Here is a 21,542-nt window from a genome sequence, read left to right as displayed (position 1 = left end):
ATTACCTTTAAATTTCCCTCCATAAATACTTGGCATTACTAATAAACAACAGTACTAAAACAAACTCACACTACATTTATAAACTATGAAAAACATCATTACTACCAGTATGGCAACAAGCTTTTCTATAGCTTTTCTGTTATTAACTTCTTGTAAAGAAGAACCAAAAGCAGTTATAGACCAAACGGCTGAATTAAATAAGTGGTTCGACGAAAAATATGAGGAACAATTGCAAATGAGTCCGCTAGCACTCACGGCTCAAGGACGAAAGGACCAATATGACAAAATAGATGATTTAAGCAAAGAGGCAGAAAAGAAAGAATTAGCCTGGTATACTAAAAATGCTGCGGAACTTAGTGAAAAGTTCGATTATGCCAGCTTAAATGAAGCAGACCAGACTTCGTATAATTTATGGATGTATCAATACGAAACATTAAAAGAGGGTGCTAATTTTGAGAATCTAGACTATGTGTTTGATCAAATGCGCGGGCTGCATACTGGTTTGCCAAGTTATCTAATCAACTTTCATAAAGTGGATAGTTTAGCCGATATGAATGCGTATATCTCAAGAATTAAAGAAGCATCAAGAGGTATAGATCAATTAGTGGAAAGGGCAAAAGAGCAGGCTACTGCAGGTAATCTTCCTCCTAAATTTGCATTTACGACGGTTATCACCCAAACAAAGGCATTAGCGGATGGTACGCCGTTACTTAATGATATGAATGGCAAAATAGATGCTCTTTTAGCATCAGAAAAAATAACGGCAGAAGAGGCAACTTCACTTAAAGAGCAATCACAAAAAACCCTTAATGATTATTTTAAACCATCTTATGAAAAACTACTAGCTTGGTTAGAAAGTGAAATAGATAATGCAGAAGAAACACCAACAGGCGTTAGTCGTCATGAAAATGGAAAGGATTTCTATAATTATCGCTTAAAGGTTTTTACTACAACAGCGATGACTGCCGATGAAATCCATGAAATAGGACTAAAAGAAGTGACTAGAATTAAAAGTGAAATGATGGCCATTAAAGAAAAAGTTGGCTTTAAGGGAGATTTAAACGAGTTCTTTAAATTTGTTAATACGGATCCTCAGTTTTTCTTTCCCAATACCGATGAAGGTAGACAAGCGTATTTAGATGAATCTAAAAAGTACTTGGATGATTTAACTAAAAAACTGCCAGATTACTTTGGTATTTTGCCAAAGGCAAAATTAGAAGTAAAAAGAGTAGAGGCTTTTCGTGAGCAAGATGGAGCTCCACAGCATTATTCAGCGGGTACACCAGATGGTTCTAGGGCTGGAACGTATTACGTGCATTTATCAGATATGAACGCTATGCCGAAAACTACAATGGAAGGTGTTGCTTATCATGAAGGTAACCCTGGGCATCACATGCAAATTTCCATTGCACAAGAACTAGAAGCGGTACCTAAGTTTAGAACACAAGCAGGGTTTAGTGTATATAGCGAAGGTTGGGCTTTGTACACAGAAACCCTAGCAAAAGAAATGGGCGGATACCAAAATCCGTATTACGATTTTGGTCGTTTGGTAAATGAAATTTGGAGAGCTATACGCTTGGTGGTAGATACAGGTTTACATGCTAAAGGATGGACTGAGGCAGATGCTATTAAGTATTTCACAGAAAATTCATCTATTGCTCCAGGAGCTATAAAGGCAGAGGTACAACGTTACATGGTTATGCCAGGCCAAGCAACCTCGTATAAAATAGGAATGCTTAAAATGCAAGAATTACGTAAAATGGCTGAAACGGAATTAGGCGATAAGTTCGACATTAAAGGTTTCCATGACACCGTTCTTGGTGGTGGAGCTTTGCCGTTAGAGCTATTAGAACGTAGAGTAAAAGCTTGGATTGACACACAGAAATAAATAAAACTCAATTAAATTAAAGTATATTGACACGCCATAAACGAAAGTTTATGGCGTGTTTTTTTAATTTAATTGTGGTGAAAAATAAGGACAATACATCAAAGCGGAGTAAAAAGCCATGGCCCACTAAAGATGCTATGCAACAGGTCTATGAAAAGAATCTGTGGGGTAGTGGTGAGTCTGACTTTTATTCGGGAGAAGGTTCTCATAAAGTAGAGATTGTAGCACCTTATGTACAAGCTATAATTACATTTTTAGACACTTTTGAAAAACCAATTTCAGTGTGCGATTTAGGTTGTGGAGATTTCAATGTGGGGAAAGAACTGGTGCAGTATACCAAAAATTATATAGCTGTAGATATTGTCCCAGAACTTATTGAACGGAATAGGGAAAAATTTAAGGTATCGAATTTAGAATTTCAATCTTTGGATATTGCTAAAGATAAATTGCCCACTGCAGAATGCGCTATTATTCGTCAAGTACTGCAGCACTTGTCTAATAATGAAGTAAAGCTGGTAACAGAAAAATTATACGACTATACCTATGTAATTGTTACCGAACACCTTCCAAAAGGTAATTTTCAACCTAATGCTGATATTATTTCAGGACAGGGAACGCGACTAAAAAAGCAAAGTGGCATTCATCTTTTGGCGCCACCGTTCAACTTAAAAGTAAAGGAAGAAAAGGTGTTACTTTCAATACCAGATGAACACGGAATAATTGTAACAACGCTATATAGATTTAAATAACATTAATTGATTTCGTTATCCTGATAAATATCATATTATAAATTTGCCTTGTACACTAGCTTTGATTGTAGCTAAAATAGGATTACATGAACAAGGTAGAAATAAACCAAGGAGAAATAAAAGTAAAGTTAAGTGAGCCAAGTGCTGGTAAATTGTCTTTTGAAAAGTTGGGTATAAAAAAGGAAGACGTTACTATAGAAAGCGGTTTGCTTCGTTTAGTGTTTGACCTAGAAGCAATTCGTGATTATAATTATTATCAAGTACCCACTATTGAAATATTCTATGAAGAGAATATGTCAGAAACGCATTGGATATGTGAGTTTAACGGGAAAACTATTTTAGATAAATTAGACCATCATGGTCATTCTACAATATTATTATTGAACAGAAATGAGCTTAGTAATTTAGAACAACATCATGAGAATGTATTAATCGTACATGCGGAGTTTCCGCAACCGGCAAATTTGAATTTGAAGGAATCCAGTATACATTTTTTCAAATAAAAAAGTAGTCATTTTATTATAAAAATAGAGGATAGCCATTGGTTTGTTGATGTTTAACTGGTAGTATAATAAAGCCGAACCAATAAATAACTATTTTGTTTAGGGAGTTATAAGTGCTGTCCTCTTTTTTTACTCGCTAATCGAGACATAAATCATACGAGGCTTTCGTCAAAATCTAAATTAAATCTTTAATTCAATGCCTTGTAGGTTTGTCCCGAGATTGTTTACTTGTCGAGATTCATTTCTAATATGTCCTTGAGCTTAAATGTCGGTGCCTCTTAAAAACAATAATAAGTCAACTATTACGGCAAAGTAAAATATCAATTTTTTTCTGGATCGCGATTAGTCAAATTGTACTACTATTAGTTAGCACTTTAATTTTCTTCTCTTAATATTTTTTCCATTTTTCGACCTTTTGCTAATTCATCTACTAACTTATCTAAATAGCGTACTTGTTGTGTTAGTATATTGTCAATTTCTTCAATTCTATACCCACATATTACACCTTTAATTAAATGGGCATTAGGGTTAATACTTGCCTTATTAAAGAATGTTTCAAAGCTGAGTTTATCTTTAATATGTTGTTGTATTTCTATTTCATTAAAACCTGTAAGCCATTTAATAACTAGGTGTAATTCTTGTTTTGTTCTGCCTTTTTTTTCAATTTTTGTTACATAATGTGGATAGACTGATGAGAAGGTCATTTTTGCTATACGTGCATTATGTTCCGCAGATACTTTCATTTTAAATGTTTTTAGAAGGGTCGTAATGTAACCCAACATGTTTGTGTATGGTTTGTGGTGTGTTTAAGCACTAAAGTTTGGAAATAAATCACATGCAGAAAATACGATAGGATTTTCGTAATTCATCTAGAACCAAGCAATTAATTTTATAGATTGTTGGTTACAGGTTTTATTTCAAGTCAAATTCTAAAGGTGTTTTGTAATATTTACATACCAATTCAGCACTAAACGATTTTTTTGGTACCAGCGTAATTTTATTGTTTTTAACCCCAATGTTATCAATTAATGAATAGATATCTGCATAAAGACGTAATTCAAAATTTATAGTGTAAGTTATATTATTTTCCTTGTCATGATATTCGATAATTGCATTGGAAGATTTATTAATTGGAGCAATTTGGTAATAAATAACTATTCTATAAGTTGTGGTTTCTTTTGTTTTGTAATGGATTTTAATTTCTCTTTTAAATTTAGAGAGTTCAATAGCAGTTTTATTTACAAATTCCAAATTTTGGCCGGTACTAATCCTGCGGAAAATTTCTATTATCTTCCTTTCTATGAATTCATCTTTTTCTTCAGTTTTTAGAGAATTAAAATATGTAGAAGAAGTTCCTAAATCAATATATTTTATTCTTTTATCTAAATCTCGCTTAGAAATCTGTATTTCATTTTCCTTTAGGTAGGTTGTGAGATTTATATAAATATGATCAAATTCTCCAAAGCAATATTTTAATTCGTTTAATTTCCTTGCAATTCTTATTCCAATAAAAATGGTGTTTTCAGTAGATTCAAAAACTTTTCCTAGATCAGAAGGCAAGCTTTTTCCTGCAACATTTTCACTTTCATAGATTCTTATGTCTTTTATTATTCTATCGGCCATTTTTAGGGTGTAATCGGTTACTTGCTGCCAACGGTTTTTGATAGTAGTATATAACTTCTACTTACAAGCGAACTCGCTATATTCTTAAACCTTGTTTACAGCGGTTATTCTTCTGCTTTACATTCATATTTTGAGTTAATAATAATCTCAATGCCATGTTCGGTATCCCAACTACATTTAAAATATAGTTTTAATTCATCTATATTGGCAGTAATAATAATATCCTGTAAACATAGATTGCGCTTTAAGAATTCTTTATTGGTATAAGAGGTATTATGTAGTCGCTCAATTTCTAGTTTTGCGTATTTAAAATGAACAGCATCGGCATAAGCCCCTCCATTGCCAAACGTATAATATTCAAAAAAAGAAAGTAATTTTTGTTCTGCGACTTCTGTATTATTTACAAGATTTTTCAATGAATCTAAACCACATATTTTTTCATTACGAACAATATTTACTTTTGAGTTATCTGTATGTGGCTGCTCATAATACTCATAAACATCTGAATTGTTTTCCCACTCTAAGGTGCTGTCCGGATTAGAGAAATTCTCGGGATTGTACAAATCGTAATACATATTCCAATCTGAACAGATAAAATTATTGATAAGTGCTTCTTCTTTTTCATCAAGCTCTACTGCAAGAATGGAATAGAAGTTTGTGTTTGATACTGTGAGATTTTCTTCTAAATATCTAGCTTTGATTTCTTTTTGTTTTGCTATGTTAATTCGTTCTTGTAACTCATCAGCATTTATTTTTACGTAAATACACTCAAACAATTCATTTATATTGTTTACTGATGTAAAATCGAATTTAGCATCAATTTTAGTATCTAAGGCATTTATCATAAAATGTTGTTTATAAAAATCTGAAAATTTAGGTTCAAAAAAACCTAGTAGTTGTACCAAATATTCCTCAGAAATTACAATCCAATAAATTCTATAATGATACTCCTTGTCATCCCAATTATTGGTATAGACCTTATAACCACTAATTTTTGTGCGTAACTCCCAATTTTCTGCACGGTCTTTATGAAATGATTTTGTAGCTCGTTTTCTATGTTCGTCACTAATTTCCGGAATAGCACAATTGTAGTCTTTAGTCTTTTCAATGCTTGCAATAAATTGAGATTTATTATTGTCCTCTGCAAGTAGTGCTTTCGTTTTAATTAGAATTAAACGATTTTCAGTGATAACTTTTTTATCATAATATTCTGGCACGTAAAGTGTAATTGGTTTGTCCATTTTTTTAAATAATGCTAACGGTTTGGCTCGTATGTTTGGTTCTTAGTTTGAAGATAAATTAATTAAATAAACAAAAGGGATAATAAAGAAGAGGTATTTATAGGAAAGAAAGATACAGAATTACTGATATCATTGCATAGAAAAACTACTTTTCTAAAGTTAATGCCTTTATAAGAACATTAGCTTAGCAGACTAACAATAAGTTAAAATAAAAGGGACAGAGAGGTCTAGGCTATATACAAGTTAAAATGATATCGTTTCTTAGAAATCCCGTCTGTCTATATTTTTCATGGAATGTCAACAGTATCTGGACACGGTAAATAGAGGTCGAATAAATGCAAGCGAAGAAGATAATGAGAAGAACAGCTTAAAACGCAAGCAATGGAACAGGGTTTACGGCAGGACCTTTACAATAATGTTTTAAAACTGAACTTATTATTGTCACTGGGTTTTTTAATTGAAAAACTAATTATGGAATTCGGGTTCCATCCCCATGTTTCAAATGATTTAAGAGGTTTACAAAGAATTTTCGAAATGATTTAAATTGTCTATTTATTAGGAAGTGGAGCCTTTGGTGCACATGGTAGCTACCGGAGTTTATCAATAAGGTTTATTGCACTGTCTATGGGAACAAGGATATCCGGTCCATATGTTACTATAGGGTCGTGTAAACAACAATTATTTTTGGGTGTTAGGCTCCGTTTTCTATTTCGTTCAATTCAAAGAACAGATTTATTTTTGTTAATAAGCTGGTTTTGTCTTTATTCAAATTCAGTACGTTATAAAACGGATTATTTATTGATTTGTCAATCAGTTTTCCATTCCGAATTTTCATTAAGTGTGGAAATCGATTATATTTTTTTAATTTAAACAACGCTTCTGAAATAAATATAGATTTTTGTTTCGATTCAACTTTTTTCCCATTTAAATAAACGATTTCAACTTGTTCAGTCAAATTTGGGATAATGCTTTTTTCAATGTAGTTTTTCGAGTTTTTTCGGTTGTTATAGCAAAAGAAATTCATTCCGTTATTTTCATACAGAAATTCAGTATATTTTTTTTCAAATCGTATTCTTTTATATAAATGAAATGGATATAAAACTACCATGATTGGTAAAAACAGAATAAAAATCGGAATCCCGATAAATATAAATAGGATAAAGCCTAAAATGTTATTTCCTGATTTCATTATTTTCTTAAGCGAAGCCTAACGTTTTTCTTTAATTTGTAACAATGACTTAACTAAAATTTGGTCTAATTTTTTCTTGTTACTTTGCAAGTTTAATAAACTATTTAAACAGTCCTTTATCATTACAAAATTTAGAAGTCCGTATGAAGAAACTTACGTTCTAATATTACCTAGATAAATAAATGAAAAGTTGAATTCAAAAAGCGCAAAGTATCTAATTTCAGCATTTATGAGCCTAGTACAGTATAGTTTAAAATTAAGGTAGAATTTGTTTGTTTTTTCCTTAGTTCTTTGTTAGTCACTGGCTTTTTCTGCATATTCTGGACAGTCTAATCTAATCTCTCCATTTAATAATTCTTTTTGAAGTAGATTACAATAATCCGATTCTTGGTTTTTTTGATAAAATTTACATCCATAGCAAGTTCTTTGAACGCTTAAAATACCGTTGTGATTTAATTTGTAAATCAGTTGGCTTAAAGTTTCGAAAAGGCTTTCTAATTCAGATGTTGAAAAACTATCAATCTGTTTTTTTATTGGGTTTGAGAAATTATAGGTTTGAGAAATTACTTCAGTTCCTAATTCAGACAAGGTTATGGAATAACTACGATTATCTGATGATGAATAGTCTTTTAGAATTAGTCTTTTCTTGTCCAAAACCTTAATCGCATCACTTACGGTCGGTTTTGTTACGTTAAATTCTTTTGCAAGATGACTAACGTTGCACAATTCTCGTTTGTGAAAAGCTATAAAAATGAGTATTTGAATTTGAATTGGGCTTAATCCAACTAATTTAGCTTTTTCCCATAATAAGATTTTAAATACTTCCGAAACGCGTTCCATTCCTGCAACTATTTTACTGGAAATGTCTTTTTCTTGTTGTGCTGGGTTAAATGTACTTTCTTTCATTAAAAAGCCTGCCAAAATTTGTTCGACAGGCAAAGTTAGTAATCCTAATTAAATTAATTACAATTTTCCATTTCTATTATGTAATATCCTTTGTTTTCAATTGATAAAACTATTTCTTCTGTTGCTTGCTCAATATGGCAAAGACGACATTCATTTGCTGATAATTGATTTGTTTTAAAAGTTTTAGTATTTAGATAATCTCTTCCAAAATTAAATATGGTTTGTTCATTGGTTACATTATCAGGAACCAGTATATCAAAATGCATAATATTACCATCTTCTCTTTTTACATAAGTGTCCCAAACTGCTACTTTCATTTTGTTAGTTTTTTACTTTATATGGTAATGATAAATCGCCACTTGCAACACTATAAACTTCGTAAACTCCTAGCATAGGTAAACTTTCATTGCTTGTATTTACTTTCATAAATGCAGTAACACCATCATAATTAAAGTCTATTCTATTGTTCATTCGATAATCTGGCACAACTACTTTTATTGTGTGGCTTTTAGTTGTTACAGGATAACCTGGTGAATCCATATACATTGGCATTCCTGGGTTTGTTGGTGGTAAAACAACTGTCTCATCTGCTTTCTTAAATTGTTTAACCGAAAGGCCTCCGCCAACTCGTTTATCTTCGTGAAGAATTACCCAATGTGGATGCCAAATAATTCCATCGTTATCAAATATTTGGTCATTATTCTCATCCCAAAGTGGTGTATCATCAAAATCGGGATGTGATGTTAGGGCAAGTGCAACAATTCCGTCGGTTTGGTTAAAACCAACATCAGTCGGTTTTAAACTTGTTGGAAAAACATAGCCTAAAACTGGTGCACCATCAAGTTGACCAACTTTAGTTGGAGTTGTTTTTCCTGCTGTTCCATGTACAGCTATAACCCAAATGGTAATACCTAAATCTGGTTTGTGTGTTACACTAACTTCATTGATTTTGAAATTGTCATTTTTATATTCGCTTTCTTGAGCACAAGATTTTGTTGTGTTTAAAAGCATCGTTGCTGATAGTAATAATAGTATTGATTTCATAATGATTTGTTTTAAGAAGTTAGGACTCCTTAAATATTAGGAATCCTAACTATATGTTTTAAAAATTAACCTTTTACATCTGCAATTGAGGCACCAAAGTTAATATGTAATGTATTGCCATTAGGTGTGACTAAAGCTGGGACAGAGTTTACTCCTGCTTTTTCTGCTTCTGAAATTCTGTTTCGGTCTTGTCCAATATTGACGATTTCAACATTTTCAGTACCTACTAAATTTACGATATCTTGTTCTGCACTTACACAAACTGGACATCCTGCGTGATAGAAAATTGATTTTTTCATTATTTTACTTCTTTTGATTAAAGCATTATTGCTTTAACAAATATAGTAAGGATTCCGAACTAAAAAAATAATTCATGTTATTTGTGTCATAGTAATGTTTGTTTTTTGTCAGATTGTTTATTAAGTATAGTTTTTTCAGCTTGTGGACAACGCAGCGCTATGTACGACACCTGCGTTAATAGTGGGCGAGTTGGGGCGTCGGCAAACCAGATGTAGCATATAGGGTCGACGTAGGAGAATGCAACATCATCGGTTTGGCTATGAGTAGTGCGGAGGCAATGAAACTTTTCGTTTCCGTCTGCTGACGCAGCTAAAGCTTATTGTTTTGCTTTTTCTTTTTTTGTTCAAAGCTAAATCCATAAGATTTAGCGACTTCATAAATATACACAGACCTTTCGATTTTAACCTAAAGTCCGCATTACGTTTATGCTTTGTGCCTGTTGCACAAGATATAAAAAATATCGAGCTCTGATCCTTGCCGATCGGACATTTGATCGTAACTTGTTGTATGCAGGGAAAAAAGGAGTACCAGGAGAAGCTTTTCGCTAGTTTCCAACTTAGTGAACGTATACCGAAGAACAATTTTTACAGGCGTTTGGGATCCGCCCTTGATCTTGGTTTCCTCTATAAGTTGACTCGGCCCTATTATGGGGAGAGCGGTCAAAAGAGCATAGACCCCGTGGTGTTCTTCAAGCTTTGTCTGGTGGGTTATCTGGAGAACCTTATCAGCGACCGTAAACTGATTGCGCATTGTTCGATGCGCTTGGACATTCTTTATTTCATAGGCTATGACATTGATGAGGAACTTCCATGGCACAGTACCATAAGCCGTACACGCCAACTGTTTCCAGAGTCCGTTTTCGAGGAAGTGTTCACGAATATTTTACAGTTGTGTATAGAAAAGGGAATGGTAAGTGGTCATACCCAAGCGATAGATTCGGCACCGGTAAAGGCGAACGCGAGTATGGATACCTTGGAACTGAAAGTGCCCGAGGAAGAACTAAAGGAGCACTTGGTGCGGATACGGGCGATCAGCGCCATGGACAGGGAAGTGCCACACCGTAAGTCCAAGGATAATAAAGCGGATAAGGGCGATCGTAGTATTACCGCAAGTGGAAAGGAGCTGAATGCGATAAAGAGCCGTAACAAGAAGTGGGCGAAGGATCAGGATCAAAGACCCGGTGCAGGTAATAAAGGTGCGAAGTACACCAGTAACAAAACACATTATAGCCCAACGGACCCCGATGCCAGGATAAGTGTGAAACCCGGCAAGGCCAGAAAGCTGAACTATCTTTCTCAACTTAGTGTTGACACGGCGCATCATGTTATAACCGACATCAGGGCGTACCATGCAGATGGAAAGGATAACCAGCAATTACAGGATATCGTACAACGCTTGCAAAGAAGATTATGGCAACAAGGTCTGGTATTTGAAAACTGCGTGGCCGATACGGGGTATAGTAGCGGGGAGAACTATGCATTTCTGGAAAACCAAGGGCTAAAAAGTTTCATTCCACCGCATGGCACCTATAAAGGTGGTCCCGATGGGTTTACGTACATCAGGGAACACGACAATTATCTATGCCCACAGGGCAAGGTGATCCCTTTCAAAAAAGTGTTCCTTGACAGCCGGACCAAGACCAAAAAGAAGGCGTACCGCGCGTCGAGCAAGATCTGCAAGGGCTGCTCGATCATGGAAAGCTGCCTTGGAAAGGTCAACGAGAAACAGTTCTCGGTCACGTATTATCGGGCGGAATACGAACGGAACATCGCAAGGGTCGAGAGCCCACAGGGCAGGTATATGAAGGGTAAACGACAAAGCACCGTAGAACCCGTTTTCGGTACCCTCACCCAGTTCATGGGCATGCGCAAGATAAATACGATAGGTCTGGAACAGGCCAACAAGGTGATGCACCTCTCCGCAATCGCCTATAACCTTAAGAAGTACCTGAAATTTGAACTGAAACGTTCAAATAGTGGGCTAGCAAAGCTTGCTTTTAAGGTCTTTATAAAAAGTACTGTCCAAGATATGTTTTCAGTATTCCTAAGGCATCAAAAAGTGACATTCTAATACTGAACCGGTAATAATAAAACCTCTTAAAGAGGCTTTATTATGTTGATTTTATTCAGAATTTAAGCTTGTGCAACGGTTACCTTTGTTGTGTGTAGTTTTTATTCGGTTAATATTAAAAATTGATTCATTCCCAATTTATAATTTTCAAACCAATACTACCATTTTCCATTGTGACTATAGAAAGTTCCATTTCATCATATTTATCTGGTAAGTTTAATTTTTCAAATTCTTCAGAATCGTACTCTTTAAAAGATTTCAACCATTTTTCAGAATGATAAATATTAATTATTCCTAAGTTCTGGTTGAAAGTCCAACTATAATCTTTTGATTGCCCAGCTCCACAATAAATATATGTATCATAGTTAACATTGCATTCATTGAAGTCAAGTAACGAGATTGTTATATTTATTTCTTCTTTGGGGTTCTTAAACTCTTTAGGTCTTCTGAAAATGTAGTCATCATCTTCCAATTCATACTCGTTAAGGTCTAGAGTCCAGTTTCCATAGAAATCCGTTTTTGTAAGTGAGTTGTTTTGTCCGTTAACAACAAATGTATAAGCAAGGCAAATCATTATTATGTAACCCGTTCCTTTCATAGTATCTTAAACATCAAAAATTGCTCCAAAATTACACACAACGCAGCGCAATGTGTAGTCCGTGTTATTTTATGGAAATATAGTGAAAACCTTTTTTGGTTTTCGACGTTATTGGGAATAAAATGGCGCGGTCCTTCCGAGTGTAGCGAACACATGAATACCATTGAGAAAATAAACATTATTATGAATAAATTACATATAGTGACTTGATATGTTGGGTTGTTTTCTTCCGTTAAGCGTCGTATTGGGCAAAAGACCCCTTATCCTACGGTTTTATGTAATCTGTCATAGCGCTGCGATGATGTTGCATTTCCCCTTGTGCGGGCGACATCTGCGCTAGTAGTGGGCGAGTTGGGGCGTTGGCAAACGAGATGTAGCATATAGGGTCGACGTAGGAGTCACGAGCGTAGCGAACACATGAATACCTATAAAAGCAATAGATCAGCTAATGAATAATGCAACATCATCAAAAATGCTAAGTAAAGAGCAGGTAAAGAAAATTTTTGAGGCAACCAATAACTTAAAACATTTAGTAGCACTTAAATTGTGCTATGGGGCCGGTTTGCGAGTATCTGAGGTGGTTAATATTAAAATTAATGATATAGACAGTTCTAGAATGGTAATACATGTTGTTGGCGCTAAAGGTAAAAAGGACCGGTATGTTCCGCTACCCGAAAAACTGCTGCCACAGCTAAGGGATTATTTTGTAAAATATAGGCCAAAAGAATATTTATTTGAAGGAAAGTATGGTGGTGCTTATTCTAAAAGTTCTGTTCAACAAGTATTTAAACGAGCTATGAAAAATGCCGGTGTTCGTAAAAAAATTGGAATTCACGGTTTAAGGCATAGTTACGCAACCCATTTGTTAGAATCTGGGGCAGATATGCGTTTTATACAAGAATTGTTAGGTCATAATTCAATTAAGACAACACAAATTTACACTAAGGTGACACCTCAGAGCTTATCGAATATTAAAAGCCCTTTAGATAGCTTCTAGGGTCCTTAAACTAAAAAGGGATAGCCATTGTGGTTATCCCTCTTAAAATTTTATTTTAACTGGTTTTAAGCTCTTGAGGTCAATGATTTAAAGAATACAAATCCGAAGCCCAAGAATAGCATAAAGTGAAAAGGAAACAATCCAAAATCATTTAAAGGTATTGCACTGTACATGCCAAACATAAAGTAAACCATTAAGGCAAATTCCAAAATCATGTTAGGCGATAATTTTTTAGCTAAGTATTTGTTGCCTTTCCAGCTTTGTTTTAACGTGCTGATATTAAATTTTGGAGTACGTACAAACTCACTTCGTTTACCCATATGGCCTTCTATAACAGCAATAGTGTTGTGTAAGGAGAAGCCTAAGGCTACCGAGAAGAAGGTAAAAAATATGCGTATATAATCTATAAAATTATTGAAGCCGCTACCTTGTATGCTCTTATAGGTAAACCAGTAGCAAACAAATAATATTATGGTACTTACGGCAAATAAGCTTAATAACGAAAAAACCCAGTCTAAATGACCGTAGGTATTTTTAATATAAAGCGATGGTATGCTTAATATGGCAACCAAGAAAACACATAAGAACATAGAGCTATTTAATAAGTGCATAACGCCATGAAACTTTGTCTTAAAAGGGATATTCTTTGCGGCAACTACGTTCCAAACTGTTTTTCTAAAATTCTCTGCTCCCCCTTTGTTCCAACGAAATTGTTGAGAACGCGCGGCACTAATAACGACAGGAAGCTCAGCAGGAGTCTCTACGTCTTCTAAATATTTGAACTTCCAATTTTTTAACTGTGCACGGTAACTAAGGTCTAAATCTTCGGTTAGCGTATCGCCTTCCCAATTACCTGCGTCAATAATACACTCTTTACGCCAAATACCAGCAGTGCCATTAAAATTGATAAAATGCCCTTTACTGTTGCGGCCAACTTGCTCTAATGTAAAGTGAGCATCAAGTGCAAAAGCTTGTATTTTTGTTAAGGTAGAGTAGTCACGGTTTAAGTGCCCCCAACGCGTTTGTACCACACCTATTTCTTCATCTTTAAAATAGATGACCGTTTTCTTTAACCAGTCTGCATCGGGTAAAAAATCAGCATCGAAAATGGCAATGAACTCACCTTTGGCGATTTTTAGCCCTTCTTTTAAGGCACCGGCTTTAAAGCCAGAACGATCTGTCCTTGTAATATGTTGTATGTCTAAACCGGTTTCCTGTAGTTTGGCAACACTGGCGGCTGTAGTAATAACGGTGTCATCGGTAGAATCATCTAAAACCTGTATCTCTAACTTGCTTTTAGGATATTCAATTTTCGCGATGTTTTCCAATAAACGATCCATTACATATTCCTCATTAAAAACAGGAAGTTGTATGGTTACGAACGGTATTTCTTTTGGGTCTAGTAAATTATACTTTGGTGCCGTTTGATCTTGTCTTTTTTGCGATAGGTAATTAAATAAAAGATTCAGCTGCGCCAAGCTATAAAAGAAAATTAATAGTAAAGAAATACTATAAACTACAATGATAAAATACGCTAGTGCTAATGCCATATTATTTAATGCTGTATTTGAAGATCCACCCCAAAATTTTTATGCCTGCAAATATACTACCTTTTACGGTTCCTGATACTTTTGATACACCAATTCGTCGTTTGTAACGTACTGGCACTTCGGTATATGTCATCTTTTTCTTAAGTACTTTTAATTGCATTTCAACCGTCCACCCATAAGTTTTATCTTCCATGTCCAATTCTTTGAGCTTTTCGTATTTTATTGCTCTAAAAGGGCCTAAATCCGTAAAATTTGCACCAAAGAATAGTTTCATTAAAAACGTTGCCAACCAGTTGCCAAAAACTTGTTGCGGAGTCATTGACCCCTCTTCTCTTAAGTTTTTATTTCTTGCGCCAACAACAAAATCGATGTCATTTTCCAAAATAGGAGCTACTACCTTAACCAACTCTTCAGGATAATCAGAATAGTCTCCGTCAATAAATACGATTATATTTGGCTGTTTGGATTTCGATGCTACATAATCTAATCCCTTTAGACAAGCATAGCCATATCCTTTTCTAGTTTCGGTAAGTACAGTAGCTCCCGCTGCTTCTGCATTTATTACCGTATCGTCCGTAGAATTATTGTTGACGACGATTACCTCAGAAACCATTTTAGGTAGTTCGTTGATAACATGTGCAATAGAATCTGCTTCATTAAAAGCCGGTATAATTACTTTAATGTCTGTCATTATTTTAAATCTGATAAACTTTTTTCAGCGGTAAAAGCACTGAAAGTGGTCCATTCCTTAATTTTATCACCTTCTTTATATTTTTCGGCAGAAATTAACTTAGCATCCTTGTACTTTAAACAATATCCATTTTTAATTCCATTGGTTAACTGGCATTTGTGATTTATACGTCCTTTTGTATCGTAAAACAGCCACCAACCTATTTCCTCATTATCTTTAAAGCTTCCTTCTTTTGTTCGTACTCTATGTTCATTGTAAAAGAACCAATAGTGCTGTCTTTTATCATACTTATAATATCCTTTTTCAGAAAGTTTACCGTTTGGGTGGTAGAAAGCCCAGTAATCGGTTTTTACATTAAAACGCAACCATCCTTCACTAGCTAATGTACCATCATCATAATAGGTACGCTCATAACGTTTGTCTTCAGTGCTATTAAAAGCGACTAGAACAAAACAAATAAGTAGAAAAAAAACGAATTTAAATAGCCTCCTCATGTTTATTACTTCAAATTAGTATATACGCCAGGTATAATCAATTAAATTTTTACCTTATAAGGTGTTTTTAATGATATACGTGTTTTTCCCTTCTTTTAGTTCCCTTTCAGTTCCTTGCCAAATTAAATGTCCTTTCATGCGCTTTGGAATTGTTATTTCGGCGGATAGGTTATTTTTGTTTCTCTTTAATTTAAATTCAATAGTTCCTTTTGATGTAGGAAGCAGACCTGCAATTTCATTTAGTTTGCCAAAAGCCGGGGCAATCTGTACTTCCTCAAAATCATTTTGTACCGATCGGATGCCTGCCAGATAATTAAAATAAAAATATGCGGGCGATGCACTCCATGGGTGTACCTCTGACCTTGTTGGTTTCTCAATACTCTCAAACCGTTCTAAAGTAGTGGACATATGGTCATTGATCATTTGCTCCCAAGGTTTTTGGGCAACATCAAATAACTCAGGCGCACCTACTTTTTTAATCGCTTCAAAAAGATAAAAACGGTAATAGTAGGTGGCTTGCAATAAGTCTTTTTCGTTCAGTATTTTGTTTAAAAGTGCACGCTGTTCATTTTGTGGAATAGCATCGGTCAAAATCGCCATAATATTGGTATGCTGATCGTAAATAGTTTTATCTGGGCGTTCGGCAAATAAGTTTCTGTCCGTATCATAACAAAGCTCGTAAACAGATTTGATGATCTCTTGCGCTCTATTTTTGTATTTAACGGAAGTATGCTCGTCACCAATAGCTTTGAATAGACCAGAAGCATTTTGCAAGGCATGCACATAATGTAAACTTACCACGGCAGAATTGAGTCCGTCATTTTTAGTAGCGGTACCGCTTCCGTTATTAGGTCCAGTATACCAATCTACAAAATAGCGGTAGGGTGTTTTGTTGACCAAATTAAGGTCGTTCATATTTTTTTCAAATCCGGCAAGCGTATTTATAATACCATCTTTGTAGGTATGTATAAATTCTTTGTCGCCAGAAGAATTGTACTGATCGGCAATCATATCTACCCAAACTAAAGAATAGGTAGGGTAAATAAAGGTAGATCGCAATGGGTAGGCGCCTAAAATGTTCCCGTCAGAATCTCTAGAATGATCAAATTGGCGAATGGCATTTTTAGTATGTTCGGCATTGCCGCTTAAAGCTTCCCAAATTAAACCTTGTATTTTACTATCGCCTACGTATTGCATAGTTTCATAGTAGGCATCACTTAAAAAATAGTCTTGCGTGCAGATATCGATAGTACGCTTACAAATATCAAAAATGTCGTTGTACATTTTGTCGTCTGACTCGAATTGGGCAATAGAGGGTATGGTAGTTCTGGACCGGTGATTAACAAACTTTTCTAAAATAAGCTCCTGGTCTTTAGTCTCAATTTCAAATTCTATAAAACGAAAGGTGCGCATCCAATTTGGGATGAATTTTTGGGCATCCCTTCCGTTAGAAATAATTTCGTCGTAGTAGCCTAAAAGGTTTTTGTTTGCTATGTCGTTGCGATCCCCTTTTTCATTGTTGGGACCGAAAAGATTCTCGGCATATTTAATGGTGATTATTGCCGATTTTCCTTTGCTGAATAAAAGTTCAGGAAAGCCGTTCGTAACATATTGTTGGTCTAACAGAAAAGTAGTTTTTGTGTTGGGAGCAAGTGTCAAAGTACCCAATACCGGAAATTCTGTAGCAAGTGGTTTAGAAGAACGAACAATGCTTGCAATTTGTTCCTTATCCCAAGAAAGTAAAGGTAAATTCCGAGGTTCTAATAAATAGGCAATAGAGCCGCCCATACTACTGGCATTCTCGAAAAACGCCACTTTTTTCCATCCGGAATCATCAAAATTCAACGTTTCCCAATGTGTAGGGTAGTGGTTCATGTCAACAATATCGGTAGGGTTGTTGGCATAGAATCCGCCAACGATAGCCTTTTCTCCATCACCTCTCCAAACGACTTCATTCGCTTTGTACGATTTGTCAATGGTGCTTACCCAGGTATCATTGAATCCGGTGGTATTAATGATTTTAGCATTTTCGGTAACACCGTTTACCATGACACTGGTGAAAATAGACTGCATACCTAAAAACCTCCTTTTACCAAAATTTATCACCTTAACGGCAACGATATTTTTTCCTGGGTTTAGGTAATCTTTTACGTTTAGCGTTTCATATTTGTAATGCTTAATGTCGCTTAACTGCGGACCGTGGGTAACAAATTCACCGTTTACATATAAAAAGTAATGGTTGTCCGCAGAAATATTGATGATAAAATCAGCCTTGGAATCAATAATATTAAATGTATTGCGAAATAAAACCGCAATGTCCTCACCGCCTTTTACATCTGGGTGACTAACCCAACTGGCTTTAATATTTTCTTTGCCATAAACAACCTCAGGATAATTAAGTTCCGTTTGTGATTGAACAGAAATTGACAGAAAAAACAGCAAGGATAAAAAGCGATTCATGCAATATGTCGGTTGGTGTTAGTTGGTGGTAAAGATCATTAAAGATTAGTAGAAACCAATTGTTTATGACCTTTTTCCTATTATAAAATTTAAATGAATAAGATTAATAGTTTCATTGAACAAAAAAAAACAGCGCCATTTTAGGGGTGAATTCTATTTGTTGTTCACTAAATCCATTAAATCAACATCGTTACCTAATAAAATGTCTTTAGAATTTATACGTCCTTTTTCTGGTCCGTTTTCTAATTTAAGAACACCTCTTGGGCAAACCGCAGAACAAATACCACAGCCTACACAACTAGAACGTACAATATTGGCACCTTTTTGGGCATAGGCACGTACATCGATACCCATTTCACAATAGGTGGAGCAGTTACCACAAGAGATACATTGACCACCATTGGTCGTAATCCTAAATTTAGAGAACAAGCGTTGTTGAAAGCCTAAAATTGCTGCCATTGGACAACCAAACCTACACCAAACACGGTTTCCAAAAATGGGGTAAAATCCTGTTCCGATAACTCCAGAGAAAATACTACCGATTAAAAAGCTATAGGTAGTGCGTAAAGTTTCTGCCTTAAAAATAAATATACTTCCGTTGCCACTAAAAAAGTGCATTCCTAGTAATACGGCGATAATAGTAAAATACCCAATAGCACCATACTTGGCATCTTTTTCTAATTCTTCTCTTTTGTAGATCATTACCCAAGCAAATACAGCGGTTAAAATAATCGCAACGCCAGAAATGAACATGGTTTTTGTAAGCCAATATTTGCTGGTGTCGTTACCCAAATAAGAGTAAATAACTGCCGTGGTCATCAGCGTAACAAATACCACTACGCTATGTACTACCCAACGCTCAACTTTCCAGGCGAATTTAGATTTATCACTTAAATGGCGAAATGAATCTCCGGCAGTTTCAGCCAATCCGCCACAACCACAGACCCAAGAGCAATACCATCGCTTGCCATATTTATAAGTTAGAAAGGGTGATATGACGAAAATAGAAATGATTCCGAAGAACAACATGGTCATACCCACACTGCCAGAATCTATAAAGCCATTAATACGATAGCGCTCAAAGTTGTAATAGTTTAAAGGCCACATATTCTTAAGGTCATAGTACGGTAAATCACCATTTAAACGCGCCATAATTTCTGGAATAAAAAAAGCGAATGCAGTCTGAAAGAACATAACACTGACAGTTCTTAATTGTTCGTATTTATTGTGGCGGTATTTCCAAAGAAATTTTGCTCCGAAAGCCAAAATGGCAACGGTGTACAAAGTTCCGTAAACAAACCATTGGCTGGCAGGGTTGCCGCTTAGGGCTTTGCTCAAGGGATCGAACAATGCTATTAAACCCATGTTGTCTCCATCTTTTACCAAGCCCAGATACTCAGGATAAAAATAGAGCACAATGTAGAACCCTGTTAAGGCAATACCTGCCATCCAGGCAAGAACTCCTCGACTGGAAATAGATTTAAACCATACGCCGTCATTCTTGATTCCTTTTTGCTTATGTGCATATGCGGCTTGCGAAAACCAGATAATCCCTGCAAAAATGGCTAGAATGGAAATTGATAGCCATAATGCGCTATTACCCAAATTTAAATTGAACAATTGTAATATGAGAATGCCCATACCGGTCATTCCTGTTACTACTGCCAATTTTTGGCTCGTATTTAAAGCTTTAGGCGGCTCGCCCGCTAGTGACATACTTCTGTCAAAATTACCCATAGTAGGTGTTGTTTGTTTTGTTATTTAGTTATGCGATACTGAAAATACGTTTCCAGCTTTTTTTCTTAGGGCTGATGTTCTTATTAAAATCTGCATTGTATTTAGCTACAATTTCATCCTCATAAAGTGTATAGAACTCCGGGTCGAAATTGGCATCCTTTAAAAAGGTCATAACATGGTCCATATCTTTGTTTTCTGTTAACCATTGGTCAAAAATTTCATGGCGCATTCGAATTCCAAAGGTGTTTATACCTAAAAATTTGTGGCTATCATTATCAAAAGCTACTGTAATACATACTTTTTCTTGTGGGTGACGCCAATGAAAATGTTGTTCGGTATTTTTTTTGCTTTGTTCGCTAAAAACCCATCCGTAGGTTTGGTATTCTATATCTAAAAATTTAGCAGAGTTGAACCAATGACCCGGGTTGTATGCTCTTTTTTGTCCACAAATAGTTTGTGCAAGCGCCTCGCCCATCATTCTACCGGTATACCAAACAGCTTCAATTGGTCTTCTGTGACCAATATTTTCATGCTGCTCTGCACAATCGCCAATTGCGAATATATCTTTTACGTTGGTCTCTAAAAAACGGTTTACCTTAACACCTTTACCTAATTCAATGTCGGAATCTTTTAGGAAATCTATATTGGGGGTAACCCCAGCAGTTAAGCCAACTACGTTACATTCAATGGTTTCGCCTTTATCTGTGACTACCGCTTTTGCGCGGCCGTTTTCATCGGAAATTATTTTTTCTAAGTTGGTGTTTAACTGTAAATCGATATGATGTTCCAGAATATGTTCGTTGATCATTGCAGATTCCCCTGCAGGTAATACACCGTTCCAAAAGCTCTTTTCGCGAACCAAAAAAGTAACCGGTATTTCACGAGAACGCAGCATTTCTGCCATTTCTATACCAATAAGTCCGCCACCAACGATAACCGCACGATTACAAACTTTGTTATTAGGTGCATTTTTTTCAAGCATTTCTAGGTCTTGTTTAGAATACAGACCTTGCACACCTTTTAAACCTTGTCCTGGCCAACCAATCTTATTGGGTTTAGACCCTGTTGCAATTATTAGTTTGTCATAGGAAATAGAAGTGCCGCCTTTTAAAAGTAGTTTCTTGGCGTCGGTTTCTACTTTATCTACAAATCCATTTACAAGGTCAATGTTGTTTTTTTTCCAAAACCAATTTTCGTAAGGTTGTGTGTGTTCAAATTTCATGTGGCCCATGTAGACATACATTAATGCGGTACGGGAGAAGAAATAGTCACTTTCTGCAGAAATAATAGTGATTTTTTTGTCTGATAGCTTTCGAATATGCCGAGCTAAAGTGGTCCCAGAAATCCCATTACCAATTATTACAATATGCTCCATAAAATGCTTTTTTTGATGCTTGTGTCGGTATTAAAGGTAAGAACTTAACTGTCTTCTTTTTATTTAGAAAGATTATAAACTTGTTGTAACTATGTAATACATTTTACCGTAGTTTAGGTTTTAATTT

General features: G+C 35.3%; 20 protein-coding genes. 5 read left to right on the top strand and 15 right to left on the bottom strand.

The window, feature by feature from the left end; genetic code table 11:
- Nucleotides 1-85 precede the first annotated feature (85 nt).
- The 3 genes from BTR34_RS06135 to BTR34_RS06125 all read left to right on the top strand — a co-directional run bounded on the left by BTR34_RS06135 (nt 86) and on the right by BTR34_RS06125 (nt 3,140).
- Complete coding sequence (locus BTR34_RS06135) at nt 86-1,888, top strand: DUF885 domain-containing protein (protein WP_082960186.1); 1,803 nt, start codon at nt 86-88, stop codon at nt 1,886-1,888.
- Nucleotides 1,889-1,938: 50 nt separating this feature from the next.
- Nucleotides 1,939-2,637 carry a class I SAM-dependent methyltransferase gene (locus BTR34_RS06130; protein WP_068485174.1) on the top strand — a complete coding sequence of 233 codons (699 nt, stop codon included), beginning with the start codon at nt 1,939-1,941 and terminating at the stop codon, nt 2,635-2,637.
- An 86-nt stretch (nt 2,638-2,723) separates the two neighbouring features.
- The gene (locus tag BTR34_RS06125; protein WP_068485173.1) at nt 2,724-3,140 is read left to right on the top strand and encodes a hypothetical protein; all 417 of its coding nucleotides are present in this window, start codon (nt 2,724-2,726) and stop codon (nt 3,138-3,140) included.
- Nucleotides 3,141-3,514: 374 nt separating this feature from the next.
- Here the strand turns inward: BTR34_RS06125 and BTR34_RS06120 are convergent, their stop codons facing one another.
- The 8 genes from BTR34_RS06120 to BTR34_RS06085 form a co-directional block, all read right to left on the bottom strand.
- Nucleotides 3,515-3,883 carry a DUF2200 domain-containing protein gene (locus BTR34_RS06120; protein ID WP_068485766.1) on the bottom strand — a complete coding sequence of 123 codons (369 nt, stop codon included), beginning with the start codon at nt 3,881-3,883 and terminating at the stop codon, nt 3,515-3,517.
- Between the two features lie 169 nt (nt 3,884-4,052).
- Nucleotides 4,053-4,763 (bottom strand): hypothetical protein, encoded by a 711-nt coding sequence (locus BTR34_RS06115; protein WP_068485172.1) that lies wholly within the window; start codon nt 4,761-4,763, stop codon nt 4,053-4,055.
- A 104-nt stretch (nt 4,764-4,867) separates the two neighbouring features.
- Entirely contained in the window at nt 4,868-6,004 is a 1,137-nt protein-coding gene (locus BTR34_RS06110) for a hypothetical protein (RefSeq protein WP_068485171.1), read from the bottom strand.
- A 691-nt stretch (nt 6,005-6,695) separates the two neighbouring features.
- Entirely contained in the window at nt 6,696-7,193 is a 498-nt protein-coding gene (locus BTR34_RS06105; protein ID WP_068485170.1) for a hypothetical protein, read from the bottom strand.
- Nucleotides 7,194-7,487: 294 nt separating this feature from the next.
- The gene (locus BTR34_RS06100) at nt 7,488-8,099 is read right to left on the bottom strand and encodes a MarR family winged helix-turn-helix transcriptional regulator (RefSeq protein ID WP_068485169.1); all 612 of its coding nucleotides are present in this window, start codon (nt 8,097-8,099) and stop codon (nt 7,488-7,490) included.
- A gap of 53 nt (nt 8,100-8,152) precedes the next feature.
- Complete coding sequence (locus BTR34_RS06095; protein ID WP_068485168.1) at nt 8,153-8,416, bottom strand: DUF2024 family protein; 264 nt, start codon at nt 8,414-8,416, stop codon at nt 8,153-8,155.
- Nucleotides 8,417-8,420: 4 nt separating this feature from the next.
- A complete protein-coding gene (locus BTR34_RS06090) occupies nt 8,421-9,143 on the bottom strand; it encodes a hypothetical protein (protein ID WP_068485167.1) in 723 nt (240 codons plus the stop codon).
- A 65-nt stretch (nt 9,144-9,208) separates the two neighbouring features.
- Nucleotides 9,209-9,442 (bottom strand): thioredoxin, encoded by a 234-nt coding sequence (locus BTR34_RS06085; protein WP_068485166.1) that lies wholly within the window; start codon nt 9,440-9,442, stop codon nt 9,209-9,211.
- Nucleotides 9,443-9,950: 508 nt separating this feature from the next.
- Here BTR34_RS06085 and BTR34_RS06080 point away from each other — a divergent pair.
- Nucleotides 9,951-11,513, top strand: a complete 1,563-nt coding sequence (locus BTR34_RS06080; RefSeq protein WP_068485162.1) for an IS1182 family transposase — start codon at nt 9,951-9,953, stop codon at nt 11,511-11,513.
- 127 nt (nt 11,514-11,640) lie between these two features.
- On the opposite strand, the gene BTR34_RS06075 is transcribed toward BTR34_RS06080, so the two are convergent.
- Nucleotides 11,641-12,087 (bottom strand): hypothetical protein, encoded by a 447-nt coding sequence (locus BTR34_RS06075; protein ID WP_157483983.1) that lies wholly within the window; start codon nt 12,085-12,087, stop codon nt 11,641-11,643.
- A gap of 472 nt (nt 12,088-12,559) precedes the next feature.
- On the opposite strand from BTR34_RS06075, the gene BTR34_RS06070 reads away from it, so the two are divergent.
- On the top strand, nt 12,560-13,108 hold the full coding sequence (locus BTR34_RS06070; RefSeq protein ID WP_068487443.1) for a tyrosine-type recombinase/integrase: 549 nt from the start codon (nt 12,560-12,562) through the stop codon (nt 13,106-13,108).
- Between the two features lie 65 nt (nt 13,109-13,173).
- On the opposite strand, the gene BTR34_RS06065 is transcribed toward BTR34_RS06070, so the two are convergent.
- From BTR34_RS06065 to BTR34_RS06040, 6 genes are all read right to left on the bottom strand, one after another.
- On the bottom strand, nt 13,174-14,658 hold the full coding sequence (locus BTR34_RS06065; protein WP_068487441.1) for a cellulose synthase family protein: 1,485 nt from the start codon (nt 14,656-14,658) through the stop codon (nt 13,174-13,176).
- A 1-nt stretch (nt 14,659) separates the two neighbouring features.
- Nucleotides 14,660-15,349: a glycosyltransferase family 2 protein gene (locus BTR34_RS06060; RefSeq protein ID WP_068487439.1), complete on the bottom strand. Its 690-nt coding sequence runs from the start codon at nt 15,347-15,349 to the stop codon at nt 14,660-14,662.
- The gene (locus BTR34_RS06055) at nt 15,349-15,843 is read right to left on the bottom strand and encodes a toxin-antitoxin system YwqK family antitoxin (protein WP_068487437.1); all 495 of its coding nucleotides are present in this window, start codon (nt 15,841-15,843) and stop codon (nt 15,349-15,351) included. Before BTR34_RS06055 ends, BTR34_RS06060 begins: the two co-directional genes overlap by 1 nt.
- A 54-nt stretch (nt 15,844-15,897) precedes the next feature.
- Complete coding sequence (locus BTR34_RS06050; protein ID WP_068487433.1) at nt 15,898-18,303, bottom strand: alpha-L-rhamnosidase-related protein; 2,406 nt, start codon at nt 18,301-18,303, stop codon at nt 15,898-15,900.
- A gap of 153 nt (nt 18,304-18,456) precedes the next feature.
- Nucleotides 18,457-20,040 carry a 4Fe-4S binding protein gene (locus BTR34_RS06045; protein ID WP_068487431.1) on the bottom strand — a complete coding sequence of 528 codons (1,584 nt, stop codon included), beginning with the start codon at nt 20,038-20,040 and terminating at the stop codon, nt 18,457-18,459.
- Nucleotides 20,041-20,068: 28 nt separating this feature from the next.
- Nucleotides 20,069-21,415 carry an NAD(P)/FAD-dependent oxidoreductase gene (locus tag BTR34_RS06040; RefSeq protein ID WP_068487429.1) on the bottom strand — a complete coding sequence of 449 codons (1,347 nt, stop codon included), beginning with the start codon at nt 21,413-21,415 and terminating at the stop codon, nt 20,069-20,071.
- Between the last annotated feature and the right edge of the window lie 127 nt (nt 21,416-21,542).

The sequence above is a fragment of the Maribacter hydrothermalis genome (assembly GCF_001913155.1).
In the GTDB taxonomy this organism is placed as follows: Bacteria; Bacteroidota; Bacteroidia; order Flavobacteriales; family Flavobacteriaceae; genus Maribacter; species Maribacter hydrothermalis.
The sequence above is the reverse complement of the archived record's forward strand: the minus strand, read 5'-3'. Positions and strand labels throughout refer to the sequence as shown.

Excerpts from the sequence above, each read along its gene's own strand:
- BTR34_RS06135 (WP_082960186.1), top strand. The coding sequence starts at position 86 with ATGAAAAACATCATTACTACCAGTATGGCAACAAGCTTTTCTATAGCT.
- BTR34_RS06130 (WP_068485174.1), top strand. The coding sequence starts at position 1,939 with ATGGCGTGTTTTTTTAATTTAATTGTGGTGAAAAATAAGGACAATACA.
- BTR34_RS06125 (WP_068485173.1), top strand. The coding sequence starts at position 2,724 with ATGAACAAGGTAGAAATAAACCAAGGAGAAATAAAAGTAAAGTTAAGT.
- BTR34_RS06120 (WP_068485766.1), bottom strand. The coding sequence starts at position 3,883 with ATGAAAGTATCTGCGGAACATAATGCACGTATAGCAAAAATGACCTTC.
- BTR34_RS06115 (WP_068485172.1), bottom strand. The coding sequence starts at position 4,763 with ATGGCCGATAGAATAATAAAAGACATAAGAATCTATGAAAGTGAAAAT.
- BTR34_RS06110 (WP_068485171.1), bottom strand. The coding sequence starts at position 6,004 with ATGGACAAACCAATTACACTTTACGTGCCAGAATATTATGATAAAAAA.
- BTR34_RS06105 (WP_068485170.1), bottom strand. The coding sequence starts at position 7,193 with ATGAAATCAGGAAATAACATTTTAGGCTTTATCCTATTTATATTTATC.
- BTR34_RS06100 (WP_068485169.1), bottom strand. The coding sequence starts at position 8,099 with ATGAAAGAAAGTACATTTAACCCAGCACAACAAGAAAAAGACATTTCC.
- BTR34_RS06095 (WP_068485168.1), bottom strand. The coding sequence starts at position 8,416 with ATGAAAGTAGCAGTTTGGGACACTTATGTAAAAAGAGAAGATGGTAAT.
- BTR34_RS06090 (WP_068485167.1), bottom strand. The coding sequence starts at position 9,143 with ATGAAATCAATACTATTATTACTATCAGCAACGATGCTTTTAAACACA.
- BTR34_RS06085 (WP_068485166.1), bottom strand. The coding sequence starts at position 9,442 with ATGAAAAAATCAATTTTCTATCACGCAGGATGTCCAGTTTGTGTAAGT.
- BTR34_RS06080 (WP_068485162.1), top strand. The coding sequence starts at position 9,951 with ATGCAGGGAAAAAAGGAGTACCAGGAGAAGCTTTTCGCTAGTTTCCAA.
- BTR34_RS06075 (WP_157483983.1), bottom strand. The coding sequence starts at position 12,087 with ATGATTTGCCTTGCTTATACATTTGTTGTTAACGGACAAAACAACTCA.
- BTR34_RS06070 (WP_068487443.1), top strand. The coding sequence starts at position 12,560 with ATGAATAATGCAACATCATCAAAAATGCTAAGTAAAGAGCAGGTAAAG.
- BTR34_RS06065 (WP_068487441.1), bottom strand. The coding sequence starts at position 14,658 with ATGGCATTAGCACTAGCGTATTTTATCATTGTAGTTTATAGTATTTCT.
- BTR34_RS06060 (WP_068487439.1), bottom strand. The coding sequence starts at position 15,349 with ATGACAGACATTAAAGTAATTATACCGGCTTTTAATGAAGCAGATTCT.
- BTR34_RS06055 (WP_068487437.1), bottom strand. The coding sequence starts at position 15,843 with ATGAGGAGGCTATTTAAATTCGTTTTTTTTCTACTTATTTGTTTTGTT.
- BTR34_RS06050 (WP_068487433.1), bottom strand. The coding sequence starts at position 18,303 with ATGAATCGCTTTTTATCCTTGCTGTTTTTTCTGTCAATTTCTGTTCAA.
- BTR34_RS06045 (WP_068487431.1), bottom strand. The coding sequence starts at position 20,040 with ATGGGTAATTTTGACAGAAGTATGTCACTAGCGGGCGAGCCGCCTAAA.
- BTR34_RS06040 (WP_068487429.1), bottom strand. The coding sequence starts at position 21,415 with ATGGAGCATATTGTAATAATTGGTAATGGGATTTCTGGGACCACTTTA.